Source organism: Streptomyces sp. NPDC028305 (assembly GCF_055569495.1).
Map to the genome: position 1 here is coordinate 121,792 of NZ_JBVHTN010000006.1, position 14,296 is coordinate 136,087.

General features: G+C 69.8%; 16 protein-coding genes. 8 read left to right on the forward strand and 8 right to left on the reverse strand.

The annotated features are described in order from the left end of the window. Positions 1 to 145 precede the first annotated feature (145 nt). Both ACZ4WQ_RS25870 and ACZ4WQ_RS25875 read left to right on the forward strand, forming a co-directional pair. Complete coding sequence (locus ACZ4WQ_RS25870) at positions 146 to 502, forward strand: YciI family protein (RefSeq protein ID WP_311729162.1); 357 nt, start codon at positions 146 to 148, stop codon at positions 500 to 502. Between the two features lie 47 nt (positions 503 to 549). Then, positions 550 to 1,797, forward strand: a complete 1,248-nt coding sequence (locus ACZ4WQ_RS25875; RefSeq protein WP_385351562.1) for an RNA polymerase sigma factor — start codon at positions 550 to 552, stop codon at positions 1,795 to 1,797. 45 nt (positions 1,798 to 1,842) lie between these two features. Here the strand turns inward: ACZ4WQ_RS25875 and ACZ4WQ_RS25880 are convergent, their stop codons facing one another. Further along, a complete protein-coding gene (locus ACZ4WQ_RS25880) occupies positions 1,843 to 2,463 on the reverse strand; it encodes a TetR/AcrR family transcriptional regulator (protein ID WP_398377422.1) in 621 nt (206 codons plus the stop codon). 107 nt (positions 2,464 to 2,570) lie between these two features. Here ACZ4WQ_RS25880 and ACZ4WQ_RS25885 point away from each other — a divergent pair, with 107 nt between their 5' ends. Further along, the gene (locus ACZ4WQ_RS25885) at positions 2,571 to 3,377 is read left to right on the forward strand and encodes an SDR family oxidoreductase (protein WP_398377424.1); all 807 of its coding nucleotides are present in this window, start codon (positions 2,571 to 2,573) and stop codon (positions 3,375 to 3,377) included. A gap of 43 nt (positions 3,378 to 3,420) precedes the next feature. On the opposite strand, the gene ACZ4WQ_RS25890 is transcribed toward ACZ4WQ_RS25885, so the two are convergent. The 3 genes from ACZ4WQ_RS25890 to ACZ4WQ_RS25900 form a co-directional block, all read right to left on the reverse strand. Then, the gene (locus ACZ4WQ_RS25890; RefSeq protein WP_398377425.1) at positions 3,421 to 4,269 is read right to left on the reverse strand and encodes a hypothetical protein; all 849 of its coding nucleotides are present in this window, start codon (positions 4,267 to 4,269) and stop codon (positions 3,421 to 3,423) included. Between the two features lie 165 nt (positions 4,270 to 4,434). Further along, positions 4,435 to 4,632, reverse strand: a complete 198-nt coding sequence (locus tag ACZ4WQ_RS25895; protein ID WP_311729167.1) for a DUF397 domain-containing protein — start codon at positions 4,630 to 4,632, stop codon at positions 4,435 to 4,437. A gap of 11 nt (positions 4,633 to 4,643) precedes the next feature. Beyond that, on the reverse strand, positions 4,644 to 5,495 hold the full coding sequence (locus ACZ4WQ_RS25900) for a helix-turn-helix domain-containing protein (protein ID WP_398377426.1): 852 nt from the start codon (positions 5,493 to 5,495) through the stop codon (positions 4,644 to 4,646). 187 nt (positions 5,496 to 5,682) lie between these two features. On the opposite strand from ACZ4WQ_RS25900, the gene ACZ4WQ_RS25905 reads away from it, so the two are divergent. The 5 genes from ACZ4WQ_RS25905 to ACZ4WQ_RS25925 all read left to right on the forward strand — a co-directional run bounded on the left by ACZ4WQ_RS25905 (position 5,683) and on the right by ACZ4WQ_RS25925 (position 9,714). After that, on the forward strand, positions 5,683 to 6,117 hold the full coding sequence (locus ACZ4WQ_RS25905; protein WP_398377427.1) for an ATP-binding protein: 435 nt from the start codon (positions 5,683 to 5,685) through the stop codon (positions 6,115 to 6,117). A 298-nt stretch (positions 6,118 to 6,415) separates the two neighbouring features. After that, a complete protein-coding gene (locus ACZ4WQ_RS25910) occupies positions 6,416 to 6,934 on the forward strand; it encodes a hypothetical protein (RefSeq protein WP_398377428.1) in 519 nt (172 codons plus the stop codon). Positions 6,935 to 7,019: 85 nt separating this feature from the next. After that, on the forward strand, positions 7,020 to 7,865 hold the full coding sequence (locus ACZ4WQ_RS25915; protein ID WP_311729172.1) for a DUF4097 family beta strand repeat-containing protein: 846 nt from the start codon (positions 7,020 to 7,022) through the stop codon (positions 7,863 to 7,865). A gap of 62 nt (positions 7,866 to 7,927) precedes the next feature. Further along, complete coding sequence (locus ACZ4WQ_RS25920) at positions 7,928 to 8,926, forward strand: ATP-binding cassette domain-containing protein (RefSeq protein ID WP_468022456.1); 999 nt, start codon at positions 7,928 to 7,930, stop codon at positions 8,924 to 8,926. After that, positions 8,923 to 9,714 (forward strand): ABC transporter permease, encoded by a 792-nt coding sequence (locus ACZ4WQ_RS25925; protein ID WP_311729174.1) that lies wholly within the window; start codon positions 8,923 to 8,925, stop codon positions 9,712 to 9,714. The genes ACZ4WQ_RS25920 and ACZ4WQ_RS25925 overlap by 4 nt, the downstream gene beginning before the upstream one ends. Before the next feature lie 101 nt (positions 9,715 to 9,815). On the opposite strand, the gene ACZ4WQ_RS25930 is transcribed toward ACZ4WQ_RS25925, so the two are convergent. From ACZ4WQ_RS25930 to dnaK, 4 genes are read right to left on the reverse strand one after another with little or no spacing between them, the layout of a single operon-like run. Next, a complete protein-coding gene (locus tag ACZ4WQ_RS25930; protein ID WP_311729175.1) occupies positions 9,816 to 10,280 on the reverse strand; it encodes a heat shock protein transcriptional repressor HspR in 465 nt (154 codons plus the stop codon). Between the two features lie 4 nt (positions 10,281 to 10,284). Then, the gene (gene dnaJ / locus ACZ4WQ_RS25935) at positions 10,285 to 11,466 is read right to left on the reverse strand and encodes a molecular chaperone DnaJ (RefSeq protein ID WP_311729176.1); all 1,182 of its coding nucleotides are present in this window, start codon (positions 11,464 to 11,466) and stop codon (positions 10,285 to 10,287) included. Between the two features lie 36 nt (positions 11,467 to 11,502). Beyond that, positions 11,503 to 12,150: a nucleotide exchange factor GrpE gene (gene grpE, locus ACZ4WQ_RS25940; protein ID WP_311729177.1), complete on the reverse strand. Its 648-nt coding sequence runs from the start codon at positions 12,148 to 12,150 to the stop codon at positions 11,503 to 11,505. Continuing rightward, positions 12,147 to 14,015 (reverse strand): molecular chaperone DnaK, encoded by a 1,869-nt coding sequence (gene dnaK / locus ACZ4WQ_RS25945; protein WP_311729178.1) that lies wholly within the window; start codon positions 14,013 to 14,015, stop codon positions 12,147 to 12,149. The genes grpE and dnaK overlap by 4 nt, the downstream gene beginning before the upstream one ends. Positions 14,016 to 14,296: the final 281 nt, after the last annotated feature.

The following is a 14,296-nucleotide window of genomic DNA, read 5'->3' on the forward strand; positions in this document are numbered from 1 at the left end:
GGCGGAAAACTCTCCGAAGATTTTTTACCGGAGCTGTCGATCCGGCCGTCTCCCGTTCGACGCAAGGGTGAGAGCGGGAAGAGAGCCCCCGCCCTCCGTACCGAAGAACCAAGGAACCACGGAACCAAGGAACCAAGGAGACACCATGCCGCGCTTCATGACCCTGATCCGCGTCGACGAGAAGAACGCCCCCGCCGAGGGCCCCAGCCCCGAGCTCATGGAGCGCATGGGCGCGCTGCTGGAGGAGATCACCAAGGCCGGAGTGATGCTGGACACGGCCGGGCTCACCCCGACCTCCGAGGGCACCCGGGTGACCTGGTCCGGCGGCAAGCTCAGCTACACCGACGGGCCCTTCACCGAGAGCAAGGAGGTCATCGGCGGCTACTCGATCGTCCAGGCCAAGGACAAGGCCGAGGCGCTGGAGTGGACCAAGCGGTTCCTCCAGACCCACGAGGACTACTGGACCATCACCGCCGAGGTCCGCGAGATCGCCGAGGGCTGACCGGCCTAGCTTGCCCCGACCTGGCGCGGCTGCTCTGATGGGTGGACGTGACGGGAGCAAGCTCGGAAGCGGTCCAGGCAATCGAGGCGGTCTTCAGAATCGAGTCCGCGCGGATCATCGCCGGCGTCACCCGCATCGTGCGGGACGTGGGGCTGGCCGAGGAGCTCGCGCAGGACGCTCTGGTCGCCGCGCTGGAGCAGTGGCCGGAGTCGGGCGTCCCGGACAAGCCGGGCGCCTGGCTCATGGCCACCGCCAAGCACCGCGCGATCGACCTCGTACGCCGCAAGGAGACCTACGCGCGCAAGCTGGCCGAGGTCGGCCGGACCCTCACGGACGCCTCCCCACCCGAGTACTCCGAGGACCCCGCCGAGGACATCGACGACGACCTGCTGCGGCTGATCTTCACCGCCTGCCACCCCGTGCTGCCGACCGGAGCCCGGGTCGCGCTCACCCTGCGGCTGCTGGGCGGGCTGACCACCCAGGAGATCGCCCGCGCCTTCCTCGCCCCCGAGCCGACGGTCGCCCAGCGCATCGTCCGCGCCAAACGCACGCTCGCCAAGGCCGACGTCCCCTTCGAGGTCCCGTACGGCGACGACCGGGCCGCCCGCCTCGCCTCCGTCCTCGAAGTCATCTACCTCGTCTTCAACGAGGGCTACGCCGCCACCGCCGGCGACGACCTGGTCCGCCCCGCCCTGTGCGAGGACGCCCTCCGTCTCGCCCGCGTCCTGGCCGGCCTGATGCCCAAGGAACCCGAGGTACACGGCCTGGCCGCACTCCTGGAGTTCCAGGCCTCCCGCATCCCGGCCCGCACCGGCCCCGACGGCGAACCCGTCCTCCTCGCCGACCAGAACCGCGCCAAGTGGAACCGCCTCCTCATCCGCCGCGGCGTCGAGTCCCTCCACCGCGCCGGCCACGGCCCGTACTCCCTCCAGGCCGCCATCGCCGCCTGCCACGCCCAGGCGGTCCGCTACGAGGACACCGACTGGACCACGATCGCCACCCTGTACGGCCGGCTGATGACCCTGACCCCCTCCCCCGTCATCGAGCTCAACCGCGCCGTCGCCGTCGCCATGTCCCAGGGCCCCGCGGCCGCCCTCGAAATCGTCGACGCCCTCACCGAGGACCCAGCCCTGAAGGGCTACCACCTGCTCCCCAGCGTCCGCGGCGACCTCCTGGAACGCCTGGGCCGCCCGGCGGAAGCCCGCGCCGAATTCGAGCGAGCGGCCGCCCAGACCCACAACGCCCGCGAACGCCGACTCCTCCTGGAACGGGCCGCCCGCTGCGCGCCTCGGTGACATCGCCGTCGGCTCATCGCAGGGGGTGGGTTCGGCTGAGTTCCGTTACTCCGAAACCTCGCCGTGGCGGCGTCCAGCGGCGGTGGCGAGTGTGCGAGCGGCCTCGATCACCGTCTCGCGGCGGCGGGCAAGGGCGGCCTGGTCGGTCTCCTCGTCCAGGATCATGCGGCACATCCTGGGCACCGCGAAGTTCCAGGCGATCAGTCCCATGAAGGTGAACAGCAGGTCCTGCGCGGCGCGAACGCGTGTAGCCTCCGGAAGGTGGCGGGCCATGCCTCCGTCCACGAGCCGGCAAGCCTTCTCGCGGAAACCGTCACGGCGCTCCCGCTCGCTCTCATCGGGTTCGCCGGACGCCTCCAGCGCCTCCCACAGCAGCAGCCTGATCAGCTCCGGGTGTTCCTGGTACCAGTCGAAGAGCTGCCCGACCGACTCGCCCACCGCGTCGGGATCGACGGCGACGCAGACGTGGACCTCCTCGAGCTTCGCCCGCAGGATGGCGGCGAACAGCTTCTCCTTGCTCCCGTAGTACAGGTAGATGGCCTGCTTGTTGGCCCTGGCGACCGTCGCGATCCGGTCGACCCTGGCCCCCGCCAGGCCGTGCTCGGCGAACTCGGCGGCAGCGGCGTCGAAGATCCGCCGTCTGGTGTCCTCCGCGTCATAGGCCATGAGCGAATTAAACCATCCGGTTGACTCCTCTCCACCCAGGCAGCAGTATCGATCCCAGCAATAAAACAACCAGATGGTTTATTCCACCCACCGGAAGGCCCTTTCCCTTGAACACCTCGACTCCCATCCCCGTTCGCTCGCCCCTGACGAGCGCCCTCTCCGGCACCACCGCCGTCCTCATCGGCGGAAGCTCGGGCATCGGGCTGGCCGCGGGCGTCCTGCTGCGTTCGGTCGGCGCCCGCGTCGTACTGATCGGCCGCGACCCCGACCGACTCGGGGCCGCCGTCGCCCGGGTGCGCAGCGCAAGCCCGGCCGAGGACCCCGCCGAGGACCCCGACGACGCCGTGCTGGGCGTGACCGGCGACGGCGGCGACGAGCGGACCCTTGCCGAGGCCTTCGACAGGGCGGGCCACGTCGACCATGTGCTCCTCACCGCGGGCGGCCTCAGCGGCGCCGGCCCCCTGACCGGGCTGTCGGCGGACGACATCCGCACCACCTTCAACTCCCGCCTCTGGCCGGCCTTCGCAGCCGCCCGCGCAGCAGCGACCCGGCTTCCCGCGGGAGGCTCGCTCACATTCAGCTCAGGGATCCTCGTGGTCCGTCCCATGCCCGGAATGACCGCCCCGCTGTCGGTCGGCGGTGCCGTGGAGACCCTCACCAAGGCCCTCGCCGTGGAGCTCGCCCCCGCACGGCTGCGCGTGAACACCGTCCGCTTCGGCCGGATCGACACCCCGCTCCTGCGCTCGCTGCCGGGGCTGGACTCCGACGAAGCGATCGCCGCCGCCGGATCGACCGCTCCCCTCGGCCGCTTCGGCACCGCCGAAGAAGCCGCCGCCTCGGCCCTCTTCCTCATGGCCAACAACTACGTCACCGGCCAGGTCATCACCGTCGACGGCGGCGAAACCCTCACCTGACGACGAGCCTGCCGTTCCGCTACGTCGCCGACGGCTCAGCCCGCTACGAAGCGGTCCGGACACCAGACAGCTGTGCCAAGGCGCCCCGGATGTCGCGAATCATCGCGCCGGGGCGCCGGTACACATCGCTCGCCGTGAACCTCAGAATGCGGCGCACTTCCGCGCACGACATCAGGTCGTTGAAGCGGACCGTGTCCCTCTGGTGCTGGGCCCGGCTGCCGTGCCACCGGTAGCCCTCGATCTCCACCACCAAGCCCTGCCCCCGGAACAGAAAGTCAGGGAAGATCCGCCGCCCTGCCGGGGCGATGAGTGCCACCTGTGACTCCGGGTAGAGCCCCGCGTCGTTCATCCGCAGCCGGGCAACCGTCTCCGCGGGCGACCCGGCCTTCGGGTCCGCCATCGCCAGCCACTCGCGCGCTGCCCTCGTGCCCTGCGGCGGGGTCCCGCTCTCCAGGGCGCGGGCGATCTCCCCGAGCGTGGTGCACGGCTCCCGCCGCCGTCCCGCTCCATCTTGGCCCCGGCGGGGACGCCGGCTCACGGCGGACTCCACAGCCACCAACGCCCAGTCCCGCGGCCCAGCCCGCAACAGATCCGCCATGGTGCGCGCCACGGTCGTGACTCTCAGCCCCCCGGCCACGGTGGTGATCTCATCCGCGCCCAACGGCAGCCGATGCAGCACCCCACCGTGCAACGTGGGTCTACGGCTGCGGGGCCCGGTGAACTCCACGCGCTCCATGCACGTTTCGATGTCGTGCAGTACGGCAGCCGCCGTATGGCTCACCACCAGTTGCGGATGCGCGAGCTGGTTCGCCCACAACAGCGTCACCACGTCCACCGCCCGCCCCGGCTCCGCCCAGACCCCGCGACCGATGCGCGTCCACCCGTCGCTCACCAGGCATCGGTTCAACTGGCTCTGATTCCACCCGCCCGCCAGAGCCTGAGCCGTCAGCACCACGCCGCCCTGGGCGCCGGCCCCGCCTGGGCCTGTGGACAACCCGGTTTGTGGTGAGTATGAGACGGCGACACGCCGTGCCGTCGGCGTGTCGCCGTCTCATACTCACCACAAGTGGTCGAACTCCCCCGCCTTGGCCGCCCGGATGAAGGCCGCGAGCGGGCGCGGGGCGGTGCGTATGGCTGTGCCGGGGGCCTCGCTCTCGCGGAGGTGTATCGCGCCGTTGGCGGCGGCGAGTTCCAGGCAGTTGTTGTCGGGGCCGGTCCCGGAAAAGGAGGACTTTCGCCAGCGGGCTTGATGCATGTCCTGATCCTCTACAGCTCTCGTGCGATGCGGTGAATGAAGTCTCGCGACTTCTCGGGGCTGATCGCCGATGCCTCGACGGTACTGAGGAGAGCGCGGTAGTAGTTGAGTTGCGCCTCCGCGTGCAGGAAGTCGATGCCATGCATGTGGTCAATCTGCACGGTATCGAGTCCCGGAACAGGACCTGCCGCGTACGTCATGGCGTAGCCCATGCCCGCGAACCCCTCCGCCGAGAAGGGCACGATCCGTACGGTGACGTTCGGGAGTTCGGAAGTCTCCAGGATGAAGCCCAGCTGCTCACGAGACGTCTTAGGGTCGCCGACCTTCATCAACAGCGCGGCCTCGTGGATGATCGCCGTGAAGCTGGGCGGATCTTCACACTCAAGCACGGCACGACGTCGCAGACGGAAGTCGATGACCGCCTCAAGGTGGTCCGAGGCGTGGACGGAGCGCGCGTAGGTGAACAGGGCCCGCATATACGGCTCCACTTGGAGCAGCCCCGGAATGTGCACCACCTGCAAGCTTCGCATCCCACGGGAGTGCCACTCCAGAGCAGCGAGATCCAGCGACGTCGAGGCGAGGGTGCCGCGATACTCCTCCCACCAGCCTCGCACCCGCTCCGTCGCCATCGCCGCCAGTGCGTCGGCCAACGCCTCGTCCCCGCAGCGGTATTGGTCGGCGAGTGTGCGCAGCCGTTCCTCGCTGACGCCGAGACGGCCGACCTCCATGTGACTCATCTGCATGGGGCTCACGCCCAGGCGCTTGGCGGCCTCTCGTGCGGTCATCCCGGCCCGCTCCCGCAGCTTCCGCAGCTCGGCGCCCAGCCGCTCCTGACGGGCGGTGGGGTTACTCCTCGGCGGCATGCGCCTACTCCCTGCTACTCAGCAACTGCCGCGCCACCCTGCCATGGACCGCCCCGTTTGAGCGAACGTGGCGTACTACGTTGCGCCGGTGCTACGTAGCACCCTGCGTTGAGTATCACATCACTCACCGAGCGAAACGTCCGGTCGGCCGGAGTTCGCACACCCCGCCGCGCCACAGGAGGCCCTCATGCCCCTCGCCACCCCTGCCGTCGCGCCCTTCGAATACTGCCTGCACATCCCCCACGACCCCCGCGCCGTCCGCGTCGCCCGGGCCTCCCTCCGCACCGCCCTCACCGCGCACGAGCTGCCCGAACTGGTCGATCGGGCCGAGCTGCCGGCCAGCGAGATGCTCACCAACGCGATCGTGCACGCCGGGGGTGAGGCCGACCTGCGGGTGAAGTGGTCCGCCGAGCGGTTGCGCATGACGGTCTGGGACACCAGCGCGACACCCCCCAACCGCCGGGAGATCCACACGGACAGCGAATGCGGGCGGGGGCTACAGCTGCTGGAGTTGCTCGCCGACAGCTGGAATCACTTCCCGCTCACCGGCGAGCTATGGAGCCCCGCATCCAAGGTGGTCTGGTGCGAGATCAGCCGGACGCCGCCCGCAGGCTGGGGCTGAGGCGCCGGGCCCGTCGCCGCCCGCCAGGGGACGGCGACGGCCACGCGGCGGAACTCGACGCGAAAGTCGTCGGCCAGGCCGGAACACCACATGGCACCGCTTGGCGCCATCCGGTGCCACCCGGCGCCACCCGGCGCCATTCCGGGCCCCTCAAAGCACATGCGGGCGCATGGCGCCACCATGACTCAGGCCACCGCTTTCACGTCTCCGCAGCTCAGGGCGGCTTCCCTCGAACCCGAACCCCATAAGACGCCATCAGGGATTGCGGATGGCGCCATAGTGGTGCCATGATGACGTCATGGACCTCACCCCGTATGTCGACACCCTCCGCCGCGAACTCGCGGTGGCCGCCGAAGCCGGCGGGGAGGACGCCCGCGAGCTGGCCGAGCGGCTCACCGCCCCCCTGGAGTCGGCGACCCGGCTGGTCATGCTCAACGTGCTCTCCGCCGCGATGGACGAGATCACTCGCGAACTCGCCCCCGGCTCGGTCGACGTACGGCTGCGCGGGCTGGACCCCGACTTCGTGGTGACACTGCCGCCCGCCGAAAGCGGCGTCCCCGCGGAGCCGACCGCGCCCGCCGAACCACTCAGCCCCCCGCCCCCGGCCGACGGCGACGAGGGCGGCACCGCCCGCGTCAATCTGCGGCTGCCGGCCCACCTCAAGGCCCGCGCCGAGGAGGCCGCGAGCCGCGAGGGCCTGTCGGTCAACTCGTGGCTGGTGCGGGCCGTGTCGGCCGCGGTCGACGGCGGCACCCGGCCGCGTACGACGACGAAGACCCACAGCGTCGGACAGAGCTTCACGGGCTGGGTGCGATAGCCGCGCCGCCCGCCCGCACCACTTCACTCACCCACCGCGTCCCACCAGCAGGGACGCCACCAAGACCCAAGAGGACGGGACAGCCATGCCTTCTTTCGACACTCCCGAAGCGATCTCCGTCACCGCCCACGTGGAGGCCGGCTCGATCCGCTTCACCGCGAGCGACCGCATCGACACCGTCGTCGAGGTGCAGCCCCGCGACCCGAAGAAGGACCGGGACGTGCGCGCCGCCGAGCAGGCCGAGGTCACGTACGCGAGCGGCACCCTGACCGTCAGGACCCCCAAGCACCGCAGTTCGCTTCGCCGCCCCGGCATCGTCGATGTGACGGTCGAACTGCCCACGGGCTCACGCATCGACATGACCGGTGCCTGGGCCCAGGTGCTCGGCGAGGGCCGGCTCGGCGAGGCCCGGGTGAAGACCTCGGCCGGTGACGTCCGCCTCGACACCACCGGGCCGCTGAAGCTGACCGCCTCCCACGGCTCGATCACCGTCGACCGGATCGAGGGCATGGCCGAGATCACCACCAGCACCGGCAGCGTGCGCGTCGGCTTCGTCGACGGCTCCGCCGTCCTGAAGAACTCGCACGGTTCCACGACCGTCGGGGCCGCGAGCGGCGACCTGCGGGTGAGCGGCGCCCACGGCGCCATCGACATCGCGCGCGCCGAGGGCTCGGTCGTCGCCACCACCGCCCACGGCACCCTGCGCGTCGCCGACGTGGCCCGTGGCACCGTCCAGTTGGAGACCTCCTTCGGCTCCATCGAGGTCGGCATCCGCGAGGGCACGGCCGCCTGGGTCGACGCCAGCTCCGGCTCCGGGCACGTGCGCAACACGCTCACCGCCTCCGAGAGCCCGGAGAAGGCCGAGGACACCGTCGAGGTCCGCGCCCGCACCCGGTACGGCAACATCGACGTCCTCCGCGCCAAGGCCTGAGCACCGGCCCCGCCAACTCGCGCACTCCCCCCGTCACTTCTGCCTTCGAATGGGAGGGCCTCATGCCTTCTTCTGTCATGCCCACATCCAGTCGGGGCGATGGTCCGCAGTCGCCGGCCGCCATCTCCACCGTCGGTCTGCGCAAGTCGTACGGCGACAAGACCGTCCTCGACGGCATCGACCTGCACATCCCGGCCGGGTCCGTGTTCGCACTGCTCGGGCCCAACGGCGCCGGCAAGACCACCGCCGTGAAGATCCTGTCCACGCTCATCTCAGCCGACGGCGGACAGGCGCAGGTCGCGGGCCACGACCTCACCACGTCACCGGACGGGGTGCGTGCCGCGATCGGTGTCACCGGGCAGTTCTCCGCCGTCGACGGCCTGATCACCGGCGAGGAGAACATGCTCCTCATGGCAGACCTCCACCACCTCTCCAAGCGCGAGGGACGGCGGGGCGCCGCCGAACTCCTGGAGCGGTTCGACCTGGTCGAGGCCGCGAAGAAGCCCGCCTCCACCTACTCCGGCGGCATGAAACGCCGCCTCGACATCGCCATGACCCTCGTCGGCAACCCACGGATCATCTTCCTCGACGAACCCACCACCGGCCTCGACCCACGCTCCCGCCACAACATGTGGCAGATCATCCGCGAACTCGTCACCGACGGCGTCACCGTCTTCCTCACCACCCAATACCTCGACGAAGCCGACGAACTCGCCAACCGCATCGCCGTCCTCAACAACGGCACCATCGCCGCCGAAGGCACCGCCGAAGAGCTCAAACGCCTCATCCCCGGCGGACACATCCGCCTCCGCTTCACCGACCCCGACGCCTACCAGACCGCCGCCACCACGCTCCGCGAGGCCACCCGCGACGACGAATCCCTCGCCCTCCAGATCCCCAGCGACGGCAGCCAACGCGAACTGCGCTCCATCCTCGACTGGCTCGACACCGCCGGCATCGAAGCCGACGAACTCACCGTCCACACCCCCGACCTCGACGACGTCTTCTTCGCCCTCACCAGCACCACCCAGCCGAACCAGCCCAAGGAGGCTGTCCGATGAGCTCCCTCTCCCTCGCCGTCCGCGACTCGTCGACGATGCTGCGGCGCAACCTCCTGCACGCGCGGCGCTACCCGTCGATGACCCTGAATCTGCTGCTGACGCCGATCATGCTGCTGCTGCTGTTCGTCTACATCTTCGGCGACACCATGAGCGCGGGCATCGGGGGTGGCGGCGCCGACCGCTCCGAGTACCTCAAATATCTCGTCCCCGGGCTCCTGCTGATGACCATCGGCAGCACCACCATCGGCACCGCCGTCTCCGTCTCCATGGACATGACCGAGGGCATCATCGCCCGCTTCCGCACCATGGCCATCCACCGCGGCTCCATACTCATCGGCCACGTCATCGGCAGCGTCCTCCAAGCCATCGCCAGCGTGATCCTCGTCGGCGCCGTCGGCGTGGCCATCGGCTTCCGCTCCACCGACGCCACCGCCCTCGACTGGCTCGCAGCCTTCGGACTCCTCGCACTCTTCGCCCTGGCACTCACCTGGATCGCCGTCGGCATGGGCATGGTCAGCCCCAGCCCGGAAGCCGCCAGCAACAACGCCATGCCACTGATCTTCCTCCCCCTCATCTCCAGCACCTTCGTCCCCATCGACGCCATGCCCGGCTGGTTCCAGCCGATCGCCGAATACCAGCCCTTCACCCCCACCATCGAAACCGTCCGCGGCCTCCTCCTCGGCACCGACATCGGCAACAACTGGTGGATCAGCATCACCTGGTGCCTGGCCCTGACAGCCCTCGGCTACCGCTGGTCCCAGGCCACCTTCAACCGCGACCCGAAGTAGCCGAGGACAACGCCCTCACGCCGACAGAAAGCGGCCCGGTGACCGACGGATCGGTCACCGGGCCACTCGATGGGGTGAGGCCGGCGCGCAACGCGCGGCCGCTACTCCGACCGCTTGGGCTTGGGACGCCACACCACCAGCGCGCTGGTCTGCCGGACCTGGTCGTAGGGGACCAGGTCGCGGCGGTAGGAGGCGTGGACCGCGGCCTCGCGCTGCTGCATCGCCGCGGCCGCGCCCTCGACCGCGGACTGGAGTTCGGCGACGCGCTCCTGGAGGGCGGCGACCTGGTTCTCCAGTTCGATGATGCGCTTGATGCCGGCGAGGTTGATGCCCTCGTCCTGGGAGAGCTGCTGCACCTGGCGGAGCAGCTGGATGTCGCGGGCCGAGTAGCGGCGCCCGCGGCCGGCCGTGCGGTCGGGGGAGACCAGGCCCAGCCGGTCGTACTGGCGCAGGGTCTGGGGGTGCAGCCCGGAGAGCTGAGCGGCGACCGAGATGACGTACACCGGCGACTCGTCGGTCAGCTCGTACGGGTTGCGGCTCCTGCCTCCGAGCCCAGACGTCTCCATGGGGTCACGCTCCCTTCGCGGACTGGAACAGCTCCGCCCGCGGGTCCTCCCCCGCGGTCGCCTCCCGGTACGACTCCAGCGCCTCGCGCGCCTTGTCGCTGAGGTCCTTGGGGACGGTGACCTCGACGGTGACCAGCAGGTCGCCGCGGGTGCCGTCCTTGCGCACCGCGCCCTTGCCGCGGGCGCGCATCGTGCGGCCGTTGGGCGTGCCGGCCGGCAGCTTCAGGGTGACCGGGGGGCCGCCGAGCGTCGGGACCTTGATCTCGCCGCCGAGCGCCGCCTCCGGGAGGGTGACGGGCACGGTGACGGTGAGGTTGTCGCCCTTGCGGCCGAAGACCGGGTGGGGGTCGACATGGACCACCACATACAGATCGCCGGCCGGCCCGCCGGTCTCGCCCGGGGCGCCCTTGCCGCGCAGCCGGATCCGCTGGCCGTCGCTGACGCCCGCGGGGATCCGGACCTGCATGGTGCGGGCGCTGCGGGCACGGCCGCTGCCCTTGCAGGTCTCGCAGGGGTTCTGCGCTATCAGGCCGCGGCCCCGGCAGTCCACGCACGGGTCGGTGAGCGAGAAGCCGCCCCCGCCGCCGCGGCTGACCTGCCCGGTGCCGACGCAGGTCGGGCACACCCGCGGGGTGCCGTTCTTGTCGCCGGTGCCCGAGCACGCCTTGCACGGGGCCTGACTGGACATCCGCAGCGGGACCGTGGCCCCCTCCACTGCCTCGGTGAAGCTCAGCGTCACCTCGGACTCGATGTCCTGGCCGCGGCGCGGCTGGGCACGGGTGGAGGTGCCACGGTTGAAGAGGCCACCGAAGACGTCCCCGAGGCCGCCGCCGAAGCCGCCCGCGCCACCGGCGCCGCCCCCGGGCTGGGCGCCGCCGAAGAGGTCGCCCAGATCGAAGTTGAAGTTGCCGGTGCCGCCCGCGCCCGGCCCGGGGCGGAAGCCGCCGTTGCCGAACAGGGCGCGCGCCTCGTCGTACTCCTTGCGGCGCTTGGGGTCGCCCAGGACGTCGTTCGCCTCGGAGATCTCCTTGAAGCGCTCCTCGGCCTTGGCGTCGCCCTTGTTGGCGTCCGGGTGGAACTCGCGGGCGAGTTTCCGGTACGCCTTCTTGATCTCCGCCTCGGTCGCGTCCTTGGGGACGCCGAGGACTTTGTAGTAGTCCTTCTCGACGAAGTCCTTGGTGCTCATCCTCGACGTCCCTCCTCTCCTGCCACCGCTGTCACGTCAGCCCTCTTCCGGGCCACCGCTCTCCTCGTCCGGCGTCTCGTCCCCCTTGGGCTGGGCGCCCGGCTGGGGCTCGGCGACCGCGACCCGCGCCGGGCGGATCGTACGCTCGCCGATTCGATACCCCGGCTGCAGAATCTGCACGCACGTGGTTTCGGTGACGTCCGGCGCATACGAGTGCATCAGCGCCTCGTGCACCAGCGGGTCGAAGGGCTCGCCCTCCGCGCCGAACTGCTGAAGGCCCATCTTGGACGCGGTCGTCTCCAGCGACTCGGCGACGGACTTGAAGCCGCCGACGAGCTCGCCGTGGTCACGAGCGCGGCCGATGTCGTCGAGCACGGGCAGCAGCTCGGTCAGGAGGTTCGCCACGGCGATCTCCTTGACCGTCACCCGGTCCCGCTCGACCCGGCGTCGATAGTTCTGGTACTCCGCCTGGAGCCGCTGGAGGTCTGCCGTGCGCTCGTTGAGCGCCGTACGGACCTGGTCCAGCTGGGCCTGGATGGCCACCTGCTCGAGGTCCCCTGCCTGGGCCTCCGGGCCCGCCTTGTCGGCGGACCCGGCGGCACCCTTGGCCGCATCGTCAGGGGTCTGTGCGGCCTCGGAGGGGACGTCGGGCTGCTCCTCGAAGCCCGGGGTCTCCTCCGTCACGCGGCACCACCCCGACCCTTGTCGCTCTTCTCGTCGTCCACGATCTCGGCGTCCACGACGTCGTCGTCGGCCTTGGCCTGGCCGTCACCGGCGGCCGCGCCCGCGGCACCGGGCGCGCCCGCGCCGTCCGCCTGGGCGTTGGCGTACAGCGCCTGGCCCAGCTTCTGGCTGACGGCCGCGACCTTCTCGGTGGAGGTGCGGATCTCGGCGGTGTCGTCGCCCTTGAGCTTTTCCTTCAGCTCGCCGAGCGCGGTCTCGACCTCGGTCTTGACGTCGCCGGGGACCTTGTCCTCGTTGTCCTTGAGGAACTTCTCGGTCTGGTAGACCAGCTGCTCGGCCTGGTTGCGGGTCTCGGCGGACTCGCGGCGCTTGTGGTCCTCCTCCGCGTACTGCTCGGCCTCGCGCATCATGCGGTCGATGTCGTCCTTCGGCAGCGCGGAGCCGCCGGTGACGGTCATCTTCTGCTCCTTGCCGGTGCCGAGGTCCTTGGCACCGACGTGCATGATCCCGTTGGCGTCGATGTCGAAGGTGACCTCGATCTGCGGCACGCCGCGCGGGGCCGGCGGCAGGCCGGTCAGCTCGAACATGCCGAGCTTCTTGTTGTACGCCGCGATCTCGCGCTCGCCCTGGTAGACCTGGATCTGCACGGACGGCTGGTTGTCCTCGGCCGTGGTGAAGATCTCCGAGCGCTTGGTCGGAATCGTCGTGTTGCGCTCGATCAGCTTGGTCATGATGCCGCCCTTGGTCTCGATACCGAGGGACAGCGGGGTGACGTCCAGCAGGAGGACGTCCTTGACCTCGCCCTTGAGGACACCGGCCTGGAGCGAGGCGCCGATGGCGACGACCTCGTCCGGGTTGACGCCCTTGTTGGCCTCCTTGCCGCCGGTCAGCTCCTTGACGAGCTCGGCGACGGCCGGCATCCGGGTCGAGCCGCCGACCAGGACCACGTGGTCGATCTCGGAGAGGGCGATGCCCGCGTCCTTGATCACGTTGTGGAAGGGGACCTTGCAGCGCTCGAGCAGGTCGCTGGTCAGCTGCTGGAACTGGGCGCGGGTGAGCTTCTCGTCCAGGTGCAGCGGGCCCTCGGCGGAGGCCGTGATGTAGGGCAGGTTGATCGTGGTCTCGGTGGAGCTGGAGAGCTCGATCTTCGCCTTCTCAGCGGCCTCGCGGAGGCGCTGGAGGGCCATCTTGTCCTTGGACAGGTCGACGCCGTGGCCGTTGTTGAACTGCTTGACCAGGTAGTCGACGACGCGCTGGTCCCAGTCGTCACCACCGAGGTGGTTGTCACCGTTGGTGGCCTTGACCTCCACCACGCCGTCGCCGATCTCCAGCAGCGAGACGTCGAAGGTGCCGCCGCCGAGGTCGAAGACCAGGATGGTCTGGTCGTCCTTCTCCAGCCCGTAGGCGAGGGCGGCAGCGGTAGGCTCGTTGACGATACGCAGAACGTTGAGGCCCGCGATCTCACCGGCCTCCTTGGTGGCCTGGCGCTCGGCGTCGTTGAAGTACGCCGGGACGGTGATGACCGCGTCCGCGACCTTCTCGCCCAGGTAGGCCTCGGCGTCCCGCTTGAGCTTCTGCAGGATGAAGGCGCTCATCTGCTGCGGGTTGAAGTCCTTGTTGTCGATGTTGATCTTCCAGCCGGTGCCCATGTGGCGCTTGACCGACCGGATGGTCCGGTCCACGTTGGTCACCGCCTGGCGCTTGGCGACCTCACCGACCAGGACCTCGCCGTTCTTGGCGAAGGCGACGACGGACGGCGTGGTCCTGGCGCCCTCGGCGTTGGTGATGACGGTGGGCTCACCGCCTTCGAGCACACTGACGACGGAGTTCGTCGTACCCAGGTCGATGCCGACCGCACGAGCCATTTCGCAATCCTCCAGCTACACAGCATTGAGTGGAACAGGCTCAAGAGTGCCCGACCGAATCCGCCGTGTCAACAGACCTGAGCCGGACCGACTCAACTTTTATGCAGCTCTTATTTACAGGACACGGACAAGGCGACGGGAGGGCGCGCGAGGTGGTACCACCGAGCGACACAGATCACCGGCCGGTCGGCTACATGAGCCACCGGCTCCCCGGGTAATCTCGGTCAAGACCAGATAAGTTACTGCTTAGTAATCCACGTACTTCCGCGTACTTCCGCTCT

Excerpts from the sequence above, each read along its gene's own strand:
- ACZ4WQ_RS25895 (WP_311729167.1), bottom strand. The coding sequence starts at position 4,632 with ATGCATCAAGCCCGCTGGCGAAAGTCCTCCTTTTCCGGGACCGGCCCC.
- ACZ4WQ_RS25900 (WP_398377426.1), bottom strand. The coding sequence starts at position 5,495 with ATGCCGCCGAGGAGTAACCCCACCGCCCGTCAGGAGCGGCTGGGCGCC.
- ACZ4WQ_RS25920 (WP_468022456.1), top strand. The coding sequence starts at position 7,928 with ATGCCTTCTTCTGTCATGCCCACATCCAGTCGGGGCGATGGTCCGCAG.
- ACZ4WQ_RS25930 (WP_311729175.1), bottom strand. The coding sequence starts at position 10,280 with ATGGAGACGTCTGGGCTCGGAGGCAGGAGCCGCAACCCGTACGAGCTG.
- ACZ4WQ_RS25925 (WP_311729174.1), top strand. The coding sequence starts at position 8,923 with ATGAGCTCCCTCTCCCTCGCCGTCCGCGACTCGTCGACGATGCTGCGG.
- ACZ4WQ_RS25910 (WP_398377428.1), top strand. The coding sequence starts at position 6,416 with ATGGACCTCACCCCGTATGTCGACACCCTCCGCCGCGAACTCGCGGTG.
- ACZ4WQ_RS25870 (WP_311729162.1), top strand. The coding sequence starts at position 146 with ATGCCGCGCTTCATGACCCTGATCCGCGTCGACGAGAAGAACGCCCCC.
- ACZ4WQ_RS25880 (WP_398377422.1), bottom strand. The coding sequence starts at position 2,463 with ATGGCCTATGACGCGGAGGACACCAGACGGCGGATCTTCGACGCCGCT.
- ACZ4WQ_RS25915 (WP_311729172.1), top strand. The coding sequence starts at position 7,020 with ATGCCTTCTTTCGACACTCCCGAAGCGATCTCCGTCACCGCCCACGTG.
- ACZ4WQ_RS25905 (WP_398377427.1), top strand. The coding sequence starts at position 5,683 with ATGCCCCTCGCCACCCCTGCCGTCGCGCCCTTCGAATACTGCCTGCAC.
- dnaK (WP_311729178.1), bottom strand. The coding sequence starts at position 14,015 with ATGGCTCGTGCGGTCGGCATCGACCTGGGTACGACGAACTCCGTCGTC.
- dnaJ (WP_311729176.1), bottom strand. The coding sequence starts at position 11,466 with ATGAGCACCAAGGACTTCGTCGAGAAGGACTACTACAAAGTCCTCGGC.